The sequence below is a fragment of the Paracidovorax avenae ATCC 19860 genome, assembly GCF_000176855.2.
GTDB classification, from domain to species: Bacteria; Pseudomonadota; Gammaproteobacteria; order Burkholderiales; family Burkholderiaceae_C; genus Paracidovorax; species Paracidovorax avenae.
Genome location: NC_015138.1, coordinates 4,786,513 through 4,799,634 on the forward strand (window position 1 = coordinate 4,786,513; position 13,122 = coordinate 4,799,634).

8 protein-coding genes are annotated in these 13,122 nt (G+C 70.0%); 3 read left to right on the top strand and 5 right to left on the bottom strand.

Annotated elements, in window-relative coordinates; all coding sequences use genetic code 11:
* The first annotated feature begins 101 nt into the window (after positions 1-101).
* Positions 102-2,597 (top strand): PAS domain-containing protein, encoded by a 2,496-nt coding sequence (locus ACAV_RS23885; protein ID WP_244875495.1) that lies wholly within the window; start codon positions 102-104, stop codon positions 2,595-2,597.
* On the opposite strand, the gene ACAV_RS20775 is transcribed toward ACAV_RS23885, so the two are convergent.
* The 3 genes from ACAV_RS20775 to ACAV_RS20785 are packed head-to-tail and all read right to left on the bottom strand — an operon-like array spanning position 2,598 to position 6,608.
* On the bottom strand, positions 2,598-3,641 hold the full coding sequence (locus ACAV_RS20775; RefSeq protein ID WP_013596549.1) for a pseudouridine synthase: 1,044 nt from the start codon (positions 3,639-3,641) through the stop codon (positions 2,598-2,600).
* A gap of 4 nt (positions 3,642-3,645) precedes the next feature.
* Positions 3,646-5,985, bottom strand: coding sequence for a putative bifunctional diguanylate cyclase/phosphodiesterase (locus ACAV_RS20780; protein WP_013596550.1), 2,340 nt, complete (start codon positions 5,983-5,985; stop codon positions 3,646-3,648).
* Positions 5,982-6,608: a hypothetical protein gene (locus ACAV_RS20785; protein WP_013596551.1), complete on the bottom strand. Its 627-nt coding sequence runs from the start codon at positions 6,606-6,608 to the stop codon at positions 5,982-5,984. The genes ACAV_RS20780 and ACAV_RS20785 overlap by 4 nt, the downstream gene beginning before the upstream one ends.
* 293 nt (positions 6,609-6,901) lie before the next feature.
* Here ACAV_RS20785 and ACAV_RS20790 point away from each other — a divergent pair, with 293 nt between their 5' ends.
* Positions 6,902-8,518: a methyl-accepting chemotaxis protein gene (locus tag ACAV_RS20790; protein ID WP_013596552.1), complete on the top strand. Its 1,617-nt coding sequence runs from the start codon at positions 6,902-6,904 to the stop codon at positions 8,516-8,518.
* An 80-nt stretch (positions 8,519-8,598) separates the two neighbouring features.
* On the opposite strand, the gene ACAV_RS20795 is transcribed toward ACAV_RS20790, so the two are convergent.
* The gene (locus tag ACAV_RS20795) at positions 8,599-9,411 is read right to left on the bottom strand and encodes a Crp/Fnr family transcriptional regulator (RefSeq protein ID WP_013596553.1); all 813 of its coding nucleotides are present in this window, start codon (positions 9,409-9,411) and stop codon (positions 8,599-8,601) included.
* Between the two features lie 75 nt (positions 9,412-9,486).
* A complete protein-coding gene (locus ACAV_RS20800; protein ID WP_013596554.1) occupies positions 9,487-11,796 on the bottom strand; it encodes a glycoside hydrolase family 98 domain-containing protein in 2,310 nt (769 codons plus the stop codon).
* A 400-nt stretch (positions 11,797-12,196) separates the two neighbouring features.
* Between ACAV_RS20800 and cysK the strand changes: the two genes are divergently transcribed.
* Entirely contained in the window at positions 12,197-13,114 is a 918-nt protein-coding gene (cysK, locus tag ACAV_RS20805) for a cysteine synthase A (RefSeq protein ID WP_013596555.1), read from the top strand.
* The last annotated feature ends 8 nt before the right edge of the window (positions 13,115-13,122 follow it).

Consider the following 13,122-nt stretch of genomic DNA (forward strand, 5'->3'; position numbering starts at 1 on the left):
GCGGGAAAATGCCTCCTCCGTCCACCCCTGAGGGGCGTCGATGCCTGAGCCCCGAAACAGACTTTCGGATCATGCAGCGCTCCACGATTACATTCGCTGACATGACTGCTGCTGAGCCCCATTTCCTGCCCGACGGCACGCCGGCGCATACCCTGCTGCGCGAATGCGATTGGGGAACATCGTCGCTGGGACACCCGGCCGGATGGCCGCGGCCTCTGCGCGCGGCGGCCTCCCTGGTGCTGGATTCTCTGGCCCCGACGTGGCTCGCCTGGGGTCCGGGCCTGGGCATGGTGTACAACGCGCCGTACGTGGGCATGCTGGGCAACAAGCACCCCTGGGCCATGGGCGCCGCGCTGGAGGCGGTGTGGTCCGAGGTCTGGCCCGACGTGGCCGATCTGGTGGCCAGGGCCCTGTCGGGCGAGGCGCTGCACCGCGAGGACCTTCCGCTGGTCGTCAACCGCCGCGGCCACCCCGAGCCCGCCTGGTTCAGCTTCTCGTACACGCCCCTGCGCGACGACGACGGGCGCGTGCAGGGCGTGCTGTGCACCGTCGCGGAAACCACCGGCAAGATGCTCGCGCAACGCGGGCAGGCCGACAGCGAATCGCGCCTGCGGGCGCTGACGCTGGCGACGGCCAACGCGGTCTATCGCATGAACGCCGACTGGAGCCGGCTGCTGGAAGTCAACGGCCAGGGCTTCGTGGCCGACACCGCGGAACCCATGCGCTCCTGGGTGGAGCAATACGTGCCGGCGGAGGACCAGCCCCGGGTGCGCGCGGCCATCGCACAGGCCATGGCGACGCGCAGCCTGCTCGAGCTGGAGCACCGCGTGTTCCGCGTGGACGGCAGCATCGGCTGGACGCTGTCGCGCGCCATGCCCCTGCTCGATGCACGGGGCGAGGTGGTGGAATGGTTCGGCACCGCCACCGACCTCACGGCCCGCAAGGCCGCGGAAGAGGCGCTGCGCGAGAGCGAGCTGCAACTGCGCACGCTGTTCGAGACCATGGACGAGGGCTTTTGCGTGATCGAGTTCCTCGACGGCCCGCACGGCCCGCTGAGCGACTACGTGCACGTGTCCGCCAACCCGGCCTATCTTGCCAACGCCGGCATTGCCGACGTGGTGGGCCAGCGCGTGCGCGACATGGTGCCCGAGGAAGCCGACGCCTGGGTGGAGATCTACCGCAAGGTGCTGGTCACGGGCGAGCCGGTGCGCTTCGAGCGGGAGCTGGTCAAGACCGGCCGCTACCTGGAGCTGTCCGCCTTCCGCGTGGAGCCGGCCGAACGCCGCCAGGTGGCCGTGCTGTTCCAGGACGTGACGCAGCGCCACCGCGCCGAGCGCGCGCTGCGCGACCTGAACGAGGCCCTGGAGCAGCGCGTGGCGCTGGAGGTGGCCGAGCGCCTCAGGACGGAAGAGGCCCTGCGCCAGGCGCAGAAGATGGAGGCGGTGGGCCAGCTCACCGGCGGCATCGCGCACGACTTCAACAACATGCTGGCGGTGGTGCTGGGGTCGCTGGAACTGCTGGACCGCCGCTTCGCCGCGGGCGAGCCGCGCGCCAGGCGCCACATCGACGCAGCCCGTGGCGGTGCCCGGCGCGCGGCGCAGCTCACGCAGCGGTTGCTGGCCTTCTCGCGCCGGCAGCCGCTCAGCCCGGTGCCGCTGGACGCCAACCAGCTGGTCGCCGGCATGTCCGACATGCTGCGCCATGCGCTGGGCGGCGCGGTCCGGCTGGAGACGGTGCTCGCCGGCGGACTGTGGCGCATCCATGCCGACCGCAACCAGCTCGAGAGCGTGATCCTGAACCTCGCCGTCAACGGCCGCGACGCCATGGGCGCGCTGGCCGACGGCGGGCGGCTCACCATCGAAACCGCCAATGCCCACCTGGACGACCGCTACGCCGCGGAGCACCTGGGCGTGGCGCCCGGGCAGTACGTGCTGATCGCCGTGACCGACACCGGCACGGGCATGCCGCCGGAGGTGATCGCCAAGGCCTTCGACCCGTTCTTCACCACCAAGGAGGTGGGCAAGGGCACGGGCCTGGGGCTGAGCCAGGTGTACGGCTTCATCAAGCAGTCCGGCGGGCACGTGAAGATCTATTCCGAGGTCGGCGAAGGCACCACCGTCAAGGTGTACCTGCCGCGCATGGTGAATGCCATCGAAGAAGACGCCGGACCGGTCGCCCCGCCACCGCTGCCTCTGGGGGATGCGCAGGAAGTGGTGCTGGTGGTGGAGGACGAGGCCGCCGTGCGGCAGTTCTCCGTGGAGGCGCTGCGCGAACTCGGCTACCGCGTGCTGGAGGCCGACGGCGCAGCGGCGGCGCTGAAGCTGATCGACGCGCACCCGGAGATCGACCTGCTCTTCACCGACGTCGTCATGCCCGACGTGAACGGCCGCAAGCTGGCCGAGGAAGCGCTGCGCCGCCGCCCGGGGCTGAAGGTGCTGTTCACCACCGGCTACACGCGCAACGCCGTCGTGCACAACGGCGTGCTGGACGCGGGCGTGCACCTGCTCGGCAAGCCCTACACCCTGGAAGACCTGGCGCAGCGGGTGCGCGAGGCGCTGGATGCGTCCGACGCAGGCATCCAGCCCGGCGGCGGCTGATCAGAACCGCTCGTTTGGCCCCAGGTAGCGCCACTGCCCCACAGGCAGGTTGCCCAGCACGACGCGGCCGATGCGGATGCGCTTGAGGCCCACCACCTTCAGTCCCACCAGTTCGCACATGCGGCGGATCTGGCGCTTCTTGCCCTCCTGCAGCACGAAGCGCAGCTGCTCCGGGTTCTGCCAGTCCACCTTCGCCGGCTTGAGGGCCTGGCCGTCCAGCGACAGGCCGTGGCAGAGGCGCGCCAGCTGCGCGGCCGGGAAGACGGACTGCACGTCCGTCGCGACGTCGCCGTAGTGCACGCGCACGAGGTATTCCTTCTCCACTTCGGAATCCTCGCCGATCAGGTGCCGCGCCACGCGGCCATCCTGCGTGAGCACCAGGAGCCCGACGGAATCGATGTCCAGCCGGCCGCAGGGCGCGAGCCCGCGCAGCTGCGGGGGCGAGAAGCGCTGGCGGCTCGGGTCCTCGCGCCAGTGGGTGCGCGGGTTGATGAGCGCCACGGCGGGCGTGTGGCCGTCCTCGGCCTGCCCGCTGACATAGCCCATGGGCTTGTGCAGCAGGATGGTGACCTGCCGCTCCTGCTGGCCGCGGGCGGCGGGGTCCACCTCGATGCGGTCCGTGGGCGCCACCTGCAGGCCCATGGCGGCCACCTGGCCATTCACGCGCACCCAGCCGCTGGCGATCCAGTCGTCCGCCTCGCGGCGCGAGCACAGGCCCAGCTCGGCCATGCGCTTGTTCAGGCGCGAGGTGCCGGATGGCGCGTCGCCGCGGTGTGCCCCGGTGGGCGCAGCCATGGGAGCGGGAGCGCGCGCGGGGCCGGGGCGCGAGGGCGCCTGCGCGCCTCGCCCTGCGGGAGCGTTGCGCGGGGCGGCAGCGCGCGGCGCCTCGCCTGCGCCGGCCTCCGGGGCGCGCAGGGTGAAGCGGCCTGCGGGCCGGGGGCCGCCCGCGGGGGGCGGTGCGGAGCGGGGAGCGGGATCGGGCTGGCTGGCGCGCGGGCCGCTGGGCGGGAGCGACAGGCGGCGGCGGGGGGCGGAATCGGACATGGCGCTATTTTCGCGCGGCAGCGGCAGCGTGCCAGGCGAGGAAGTCGTCCGCGGGCATCGGGCGGCCGATGTGGTAACCCTGGGCTTCGTCGCAGCGCAGTCCGCGCAGCTGCTCCAGGATCGCGGCGGATTCCACGCCCTCGGCCACGACGGAGAGCCCCAGGTTGTGCGCCAGGTCGATGGTGGAGCGCACGATCTGCGCGTCGCCGGCATCCGCTGCCATGCCCATGACGAAGGACTTGTCGATCTTCAGTTCATCCACCGGCAGGCGCTTGAGGTAGGCCAGCGAGGAGTAGCCCGTGCCGAAGTCGTCGATGGACAGCTTGAAGCCCTGCGCGGACAGCCGGTTCAGCATGGCCTCGGCCCGGCCGGGGTCGTCCATGATGGCGCTTTCGGTGATCTCCAGGCAGAAATCCCCCGGCTCCACGCCGTGCCGCGCCATGAGGGTGCCCAGGCGGGTGCTCAGGTCCGTGTCCATGAGGTCGCGCGTGGACAGGTTCACCGAGATGCGCAGGCCCAGGCCCCGCACCTGCGGCCGCGCGAGGTAGCGCGCGGCCTGCTCGAAGATCCAGAGCGTGAGCTGCCGCACGAAGCCGGTCTGCTCGGCGAAGGGAATGAACTGCATGGGCGGCACGAGGCCGCGCACGGGATGCTGCCAGCGCACGAGCGCCTCGGCCCCGCAGCCGGCCTGGCCGTCCAGCCGGAGCTTGGGCTGCAGGAAAAGCCGCAGCTCGCCGGCCTCCACCGCATGGCGCAGCTCGGACAGCAGCGACAGCGCCGCCGCGCTGGAGGATTCCATCGAAGGGTCGTAGATCTGCGCGCCATGCAGGCGCCGCTTGGCCGCGTACATCGCGATTTCCGCGTGGCTGAGCAGCGTGTCGGCGTCATCCGCCGGCCCCGGCCAGCAGGCGATGCCGATGCCCGCGCTCAGGTCCACCATCTGGTCGTCGAACACCAGGGGCGACTCGAACGCCCGCGTGATGCGCTGCGCCGTATCCCGGGCAGATGCCTCGTCGGCGCCCGGCAGCAGCACGGCGAACTCGTTGCCCCCGAGCCGCGCCACGAGTTCCCGCTCCGTGCGCAGGTGGGCCGCGATGCGCGCGACCACCGCCTGCAGCAGCCGGTCGCCGAGCGCGTAGCCCAGCACGTCGTTGACCTGCTGGAACCGGTCGAGGTCCAGGGTGATCACCGACAGCGGTTCCCCGGAACGCCCTCCGTGCTCCATGGCCTCCATCAGCAGCCGGCGGAACCGCTCCCGGTTCGGCACGCCGGTGAGCCGGTCGGTGTCGGCGAGCTGGCGGATCTCGTCCTGCTGCGCCGCGATGCCCAGCCGCATGCGGTCGAAAGAGCGCGCCAGGCGGCCGATCTCGTCCTTGCGGTGCGTGTGCTCGATGGGCTCGGCATAGTTGCCGCGCGAGATGCGCTGCGTAGCCTCCGTCACCGCCCGCAGCGGAGCCGCCACGCGCCGCGCCATGAGCGCGAAGCCGACCGCGAACAGCGCCACGCCTGCCAGCGTGATGGCGCCGAGCAGCACCTGCAGGTGGCGGTAGGGCGCCAGCACGCCGTCCAGGGAGCGCATCAGCATGACCTCGGTCTCGCCGTTGGCGCTCTCGAGGGGCACCCGGCGGACCAGCATCGGGCCAGCCTCCGTTTCCACTTCGCCGTCGCCCGCCAGCCCGCCGAGCCGCTGCCGGTCGTCTTCCGGCAGGGTGGTCACGGGCACGGACCGCTGGCCGTCGGGGCCGCGCACCACGATGGCCACCTCGATCGACTGCAATTGGTGCATTTCGGCGGCAAGCGCCTGCCCGACCGGGAATCCCATCAGCACCCAGCCAATCAGCAGGGGCGCGCGCATGGGGACCATCACGAACTGGTAAGGCACGCCGCCGACGACCGCGATCTGGCTGCGGCCCGGGTGCTGCGCCAGCAGGGGCAGCACACCGAGCAGCACGGAGCGGGAATCACTGGATGCGTCCGAGGCGGAGGACACCACCAGCTGCATTTCCGTGTCCAGCAGGGCCGCGACCGCCGCACCGATGCGACCGCCGTGGTTGGCCAGCACCGACGCGATGGTCTCGGCATCGCCGGAGTTGACGGCCGAACGGAAGCCGTAATCGGCCGCCAGCAGCGCCGAGGCCTGCTGCAGCCGCTCCGCGTTCTGCCCGATCAGGCGCCGCCAGACCCGCTCGTCCGCATCCAGCCCCACGGCGATCTGCGCCCGGGCATTGCGCTCGATGGACGCGCGTACCACCAGGAAGCCGGCCGCCTGCACCAGCAGGAGCAGGAGCAGCGACACCCCGGCGAGCCGGAACATCAGGCTCTGGCCGAACGCGCGCCAGGTCACTGCACGGCCCCTGCCAGCCGCACGGCCACCGGCGCCCCACCCGGCTCGGAGACCGCGATCGGCTGGGCCAGGGCGGGAGCCCCCACCGGCAGCCCCGGGTGCCACACGCGCAGCGTGTACTCGCCCGGCGGCACCTTGTCGAGGCGCACCGTACCCGACGCATCGGAGCGCCCGTAGTACGGCGTTTCCACCACCAGGATCCAGCCCACCATCTGGTCGTGGATGTTGCAGCCCAGCACCACCACACCCGGCTGGTCGAACAGCACGGGATTGGCGGGCGTGCCCGAATAGAGCTTGAGCTCGAACTTCTTGGCCGGCGAGAAGGAATAGACGTGGTGGCGCACCGTGTCGTGGTTGGGGAACTGCACCTGCGTGCCGGCCGTGACCACGAGCACGTCGGGCACGAAGGTCCGTTTTTCCTGGGCGACCTCGGCGGACGCCAGCGGCTTCGCCTGGCGCCGCGCCTGCGCCGAGTCCAGGAACGCCACGGCGCCCTGCAGCGGCTTGCCCGTGCCGTCCTGCACCAGGACCTGGACCAGTGCGGCCCGCGCAGCGGTGCCGGCGAACAACGCCAGCAGCAGGGTGGAGATCCACGCCGAGCGCATCACACCTGTCTTCACCATGTCACCTCCAGCGGACATATGTAACAAAATTACCAAGCCGGGCCTGGGTGCCCCCGGACTCTGGCACGATGGCCTTCATGCGAAAGAAAGCTATCAAAAAAATAGCGTAAAACGATGGGGCAGGCGGTGCACAGGATGATCCAATGGTTTCGCCAGACGCAGCTCGCGCCATGCGGAGCATGCCAGTGAAAGTGCCAGGCCTGCGCCCCGTATTTGTAACAACACCAGGTTTTCTACTGGCACTCATCTTGCAATGAACCCCTGACATCGGAACAGGCTACCGGAAACACACTATGCAGGCCGTCACATTCCTTCGCTCCCTCTCGATTTCGCGCCGGCTGTTCCTCGGCTTCGGATGCATGCTGGCCCTGCTGGCGGCCGTGGCGGCCCTGGGCCATTTCTCCATGTCGGCCATGACCCGGCAGATGCAGCAGATCACCGGCCCGGGCGCGGCCAAGGCGCGGCTGGCCAACGGCATGCTGCAGACCGTGAGCGCCACGGGCATCCATGCACGCTCGGCCGCCATGCTGGGCGACATCGATCCCCGCAACGCCGAGGACCAGGCCCGCAAGGCGGCCGACACCCTGCAGCGCTACGCCAAACAGGAGGCCGAACTCGCTGCGCTGCTGGAATCCGGCGGTGCCACACCCGAGGAGCGCCAGCTCATGGCGGACATCCAGGCGCAGTCCCGCAAGACCCGCCCCGAGATCGAAGGCGCAGTCAAGCTGGTCACCGACGGCGACACGGTCAGCGCCACGCTCGGCCTGATGACCCGGGTGGCGCCGCCCGAGGCCGTATGGCGCGACAAGCTGGCGCAGCTCGTGGAACTGCAGAACACCCTGAACGCCGACGCCGCCGCGGACGCGCAGCAGACCCAGACCCGCTCGCGCCTGACCGGCGGCGCGCTGGTGGCCATCGCCATCGCCCTGGGCCTGTTCATCGCCTGGCGCACCACTGCCACCATCACCCAGCCCATCGGGCGCGCCGTGGTGGTGGCCGAACGCATCGCGCGCGGGGACCTCACCTCCCGCGTGGAAGTCCGCATCCACGACGAGACCGGCCGCCTGCTGGACGCGATCGCGGCGATGCAGGAGCAACTGCGCGCCCTGGTGGGGCACATCGGCACCACCGCCGACTCCATCCTCCTGGCCAGTTCCGAAGTCGCCTCCGGCAACCTGGACCTGAGCCACCGCACGGAGCAGACCTCCAGCAACCTGCAGGAGGCCGCCTCCGCCCTCGAAGACCTGACCCAGACCGTCCACCAGGGCGCCGACGCCGCCCGGCAGGCCAACCAGATGACGGCCTCGGCCGCCCAGGTCGCCACGCGCAGCGGCGAAGTGGTCTCCCAGGTGGTGCGCACCATGGACGTGATCAGCGCCAGCTCCCGCAAGATCTCGGACATCATCGGGGTAATCGACGGCATCGCCTTCCAGACCAACATCCTCGCGCTCAACGCCGCGGTGGAGGCCGCCCGCGCAGGCGAACAGGGGCGTGGGTTCGCCGTGGTGGCGGGCGAGGTGCGTGCCCTGGCGGGGCGCAGCGCCGAGGCTGCCCGCGAGATCAAGGCGCTGATCCTCGCCAGCTCCGGGCAGGTGCAGGAAGGCTCCAGCCTGGTCGCCCAGGCCGGCTCCACCATCGGGGAACTCGTGCAATCCGTGCAGAAGGTGTCGTCCATCATGGGAGAGATCACCACCTCGGCCCACGAGCAGAGCGACCGCATCGGCCAGGTGAGCCAGTCCGTGAGCGCCCTGGAGAACATGACCCAGCAGAACGCCGCGCTGGTGGAAGAGAGCAGCGCGGCGGCGGGCAGCCTGCGCGAGCAGGCAGGCCGCCTGACCGAGATGGTGGGCGCCTTCCGCCTGCAGCGCACCCCCGGCGAAGCGGGCACGGTGCCCGCGCTTCCGGGCTGAAGGGGTTATTCGCTCACCAGCGTGGCCACGCTCTGCGGATCGGCCCGGAACGTGGTGGGAGCACGGCCCCCGCCCGCCCTTCAAGCCCGCGCCGCTCCGCGGACCGGGTGGTGGCGCGGCGTCCGGCGGGGGACGGGCTTCGCTGGCGGCGTGCCTGCGGGTGGCACGCCGTCTCCTGCCGCCGCCGCGAACACGCTCTCGCGCAGGGCCTGGAGGTCCAGCACCCGCAGGCCGCCATATTCGACGCGGATGGCCCCCTGCGCCTGTAACGCGGCCAGTGCCTCGTTCACGCGCTGGCGCGACAGGCCCACCAGGTAGCCCAGTTCCTGCTGCGTGATGCGCAGCACGTGGCCCACGCCGGGATAGAGCAGCGGATTGAAGAGCGCCGCCAGCCCCCGTGCCACGCGCGCGTCCGGGCTGCCCAGGCGCTCGATCTCCCGCGCGGCGATGAACTGGCCCAGCCGCTCGTTGAGCTGCTGCATCACGAAGCGGTTGAAGCCCAGGGAGTGGTCCAGCAGCCAGTGGAAGGTGTCGATCGGCAGCCCGGCCACCACGCTGCGGCGCAGCGCCTGGATGTCGTAGCGGTAGGGCTCGCGCTTCACGGCCGTGCCTTCGCCGAACCAGCCGCCGGGCGGCACGCCCGCGAACGTCATGGTCTGCCCCTGGGCGTTGTCGGTGCTCATCTTGAGCAGGCCCTCCACCACGCCGAACCAGTAGGTGACGGGCCGGCCGCGCCGGCACACGAAGTCGCCAACCTGCGCATCGCCCACCACCAGCGCATCCATCGCCCGGTCGCGTTCAGCGGGTGCGAGGGCGGCGAGCCAGGGGATTCCCTGCAGCTCGGCCGGCGTGGGCCGCCGGCGGCGCTGGTGGAGCGAGAGTTCTTCGGACATGCGCCGAGGATGGTGGAAACGCGGGCCCGGGTGGTTCAGGGGAAACCACGAGGCCCGGCACCCGCATCCCCGCCGTCACTGCTGCAAGGCGACGTTGTCGATGTACACGGACGCCGGCGCTGTTGCCCGCGCCCGGAACTCGATCGTGTTCACTCCGACCTGCAGGGTCACCGTGAGCGGAACGACCGCCCAGTCGCTGGCCGTCGGTGTTTGCGTGAACACCGGCGAACCGGCGCGCACGCCGTTGACGTACACGTCGATCGTTCCCACATCCGCACCCGCCACCGCGTAGCGGGTCAGGAGCTGGTAGCTCCCGGCCGAGGGCACCTGGACGCGGCCGCGCAGGCTCGCTGCGCTGCTGGTGCCGAAATTCACGTAGCCCAGCCCCTGGTAATTGCGCACGGCCTCGTTCACCCCGTTGGCGACCACCCGGGCGGTGTTCCGGAAGTCGAAATGCTCCGCCTCGTACTGGTGCGTGCCGGTATAGACCGGGGGCTGTTCGGGTGCCAGGATCGCGGCGTCCGTGGCGCCGGAAAGCCGGCCGCCAGCGGTCCCCGAGCAGTTCACCGTGAGATCCAGCGCTCCGTTGTGCGCCACGTCCAGCGTGAGCACGCCGTCCGCCCAGGTGCCCGACACCTGGCTCGCCGGATGGTCGCCGCGGTCCTGGAAGGAAAAGGCCGGCTGCGCAGCGGCACCCCGGAACGCGATGCGGCTCTTCTTCAGCGCGGCATTGTCCGGATCGTAGTTCGTGAGATAGATGGTGACCTTGTCCGGATACTCCTTCACCACGCCCGTCGTGAAGGGCGGATATGTCACGTCCAGCCCTGCGCAGGTGTTGTACTTGAAGGGAATGCTGCCGCTCGCGGCCTGGCTGGTGCGGTAGGGGTTGTAGGTCACCCAGGTGTTCTCCAGGCGGCCGGCATAGATGTCGCCCGTGTACTCCTGCGGGAACAGCGCGTCGAACTCGGCGACCTTGGCCGCCGGACTGGACCAGCGGCTCGCGTACTCCGACTTCTTCACGGTGGTCTGGAACGATTGCGCCAGGTCATCCGCCAGCCGCCAGACCGTGGGGATGGCGGGATACCGGCCGGTCTTCTTGGTCCAGCTGTGCTGGTTCAGGTAGGTGCCGTCGCCGTCCATCGCGTACAGCCCGGAGAAAAGGGTTTCCGGCGTGGAGTAGAGGGCGCGGTCGCTGCCCGAGGACACGTCGTTGACGATGGCGATCCGCGTGCGGTCGATGACTTCCTTGCGGCTGGGAATGCGCAGCGTGCCGTCGAGGATCTTGCGGTAGATGTCCAGGTGGATGTTCCGGAACTGGGGATGGAAATCCCAGCGCCGCGTGGAGTAGCCGTCGGCGGTCTGCCCGTTGGGCAGGTTCCTGACCATGTCGAGCATGATCAGTTCAGGGCCGTCGAACACGGTCTGCCCCGTCAGCGCCAGGTGCTCGACGAGGTGGGGCGCTCCCGCGGGCACCGGGTACGTGGTGGAGCCGTCGGCGTTGTACCAGCCCGTGCGGTCCGTACGGATGCCGTAGTTGCCGGCGTAGCCGGACAGGTACATGCCCAGGCTCACGCTCTCGTTGTCGTGGAAGCCGTAGTTCGCCGTGAATTTCTCCTCGATGATGAAATTCCTGGCATACGTGCGCAGCGCGCCTTCGAGCACGGGGCTGCGCTTGGCCATGGCCAGCGGATTCAGTGCCGCGCCCCAGAACCCGCCGGTGAAGCTCACGTCGAGATAGCCGCCGTACTTGTTGGTGAGCTTCAGCAGGTTCGCCCAGTGCTCCCAGCGCTTGTCCGCCGACGGGGAGCAGGTCTGGTCGAATCCCCAGAACTGCTCGGCGTAGTTGAAGCCGAGGAAGTTCGGATAGTCCCGGAAGAACTCGCCGTAGACGGTCGATTCCAGGTCGGCGCTGCCGTCGTAGTCGGGGAAATGGGTGAACCCGCCGCTGGACGGCTGGACCATGGCCCACATCCGGTTGTCGGCAGCCACCTTGATCCAGGAGCGGGCCGTCTCGATGCCGTTCTCCACCTGCCGCCAGCGGCACTGGGTGGGCGTGGACGTCTTGTCATCGTGGAGGATGGACAGCGAGAGCACCAGCACCGTGTAGGGACGGACGTCCTGCGGGATGAGGTCGATGATCTTCTGGGGATCCGCCGAATTCCAGGTGTCCACATGCACCAGGAACATCGGTTGCTGCGGCGAGACGGGGCGCCGCAGCGGTGCGCCCGGCGCCGCGGAGTCCTTTGTGCTGACACGGGTGTCGGCCGTCGCCGCGGCCGCGCCGGACGGCATGGAAGAAGATTCGCCGCCGCCGCAGGCCGTGAGCACGGCGGCGAATGCGAGGGCCAGGGGAGCGCGGGAGCGCGGGAGCAGGTTTTTCCGCATGGTGTATTTCGTATGACGGATGCAGGGCGCAGGCCACGGCGGGGCCGGGACACTGCGGGCGGTTGTCTCCTCCACCGCCTCCGGTGGCGGTTTCCGGGCGGCGTGCCGCCGCCCGCCCGGCGCTCCGCCATGCAGGCGCATGCCACGGTCCGCGTGTCTGCAGGAAGGGCTCCCCTGCACGGGCGGCTCGGAGAATATCCGCGCGCCCGGACGCTCATCCATCGTGAAACGATGAATTTCTCTACATTCAATCTATGTATTACATAAATTAAATTTTGGCTTTCATGACGATCCCGTCGGACGTCGGCTGCGGCATATCCATATGCAGCCCGTGTCGTTGGACTGGTCCACAATGGCCCGTTCCCGTTCCTCAGGAACCTTTTTCCATCGTGGAGACGCCATGAAGATCGACAACATCCTGCAGTCCATCGGCAGCACGCCGCACGTGCGCATCAACCGGCTCTTCGGGGCGGGGACGAATGTCTGGGTCAAGTCCGAGCGCAGCAACCCGGGCGGCTCCATCAAGGACCGCATCGCGCTGGCCATGGTCGAGGACGCCGAACGCTCCGGCGCGCTGCAGCCCGGCGGCACCATCATCGAGCCCACCTCGGGCAACACCGGCATCGGGCTGGCGCTGGTCGCCGCGGTGAAGGGCTACCGCCTCGTCCTCGTGATGCCCGAGAGCATGAGCATCGAGCGCCGCCGCCTGATGCTCGCCTATGGTGCGCAGTTCGACCTCACCCCGCGCGAAAAGGGCATGAAGGGCGCCATCGCCCGCGCGCAGGAACTGGCCGCGCAGACGCCCGGCGCCTGGGTGCCCCAGCAGTTCGAGAACCCTGCCAACATCGACGTGCACGTGCGCACCACGGCGCAGGAGATCCTCGCCGACTTCCCCGAAGGCATCGATGCGCTCATCACGGGCGTGGGCACCGGTGGCCACATCACGGGCGTGGCGCGCGTGCTCAAGCCGAAATTCCCCCAGCTCAAGGTGTTCGCCGTGGAGCCCGTCGCCTCGCCGGTGATCTCCGGCGGCCAGCCGGCGCCCCACCCCATCCAGGGCATCGGCGCGGGCTTCGTGCCGAAGAACCTGGACACCAGCCTGCTGGACGGCGTGATCCAGGTCGATGCCGAGCCAGCCCGCGAATACGCCCGCCGCGCCGCCCGCGAGGAAGGCCTGCTCGTGGGGATCTCCTCCGGCGCCACGCTCGCGGCCATCGCCCAGAAGCTGCCCGAGCTGCCGCAGGGCGCGCGGGTGCTGGGCTTCAACTACGACACGGGAGAGCGCTACCTCTCGGTAGAGGGTTTTCTCCCGGCTTGATGCCCCCG

What these genes read in the sequence shown, in the direction of transcription:
- ACAV_RS23885 (WP_244875495.1), top strand. Translation starts at nt 102, where the DNA reads ATGACTGCTGCTGAGCCCCATTTCCTGCCCGACGGCACGCCGGCGCAT.
- ACAV_RS20775 (WP_013596549.1), bottom strand. Translation starts at nt 3,641, where the DNA reads ATGTCCGATTCCGCCCCCCGCCGCCGCCTGTCGCTCCCGCCCAGCGGC.
- ACAV_RS20785 (WP_013596551.1), bottom strand. Translation starts at nt 6,608, where the DNA reads ATGGTGAAGACAGGTGTGATGCGCTCGGCGTGGATCTCCACCCTGCTG.
- ACAV_RS20790 (WP_013596552.1), top strand. Translation starts at nt 6,902, where the DNA reads ATGCAGGCCGTCACATTCCTTCGCTCCCTCTCGATTTCGCGCCGGCTG.
- ACAV_RS20795 (WP_013596553.1), bottom strand. Translation starts at nt 9,411, where the DNA reads ATGTCCGAAGAACTCTCGCTCCACCAGCGCCGCCGGCGGCCCACGCCG.
- ACAV_RS20800 (WP_013596554.1), bottom strand. Translation starts at nt 11,796, where the DNA reads ATGCGGAAAAACCTGCTCCCGCGCTCCCGCGCTCCCCTGGCCCTCGCA.
- cysK (WP_013596555.1), top strand. Translation starts at nt 12,197, where the DNA reads ATGAAGATCGACAACATCCTGCAGTCCATCGGCAGCACGCCGCACGTG.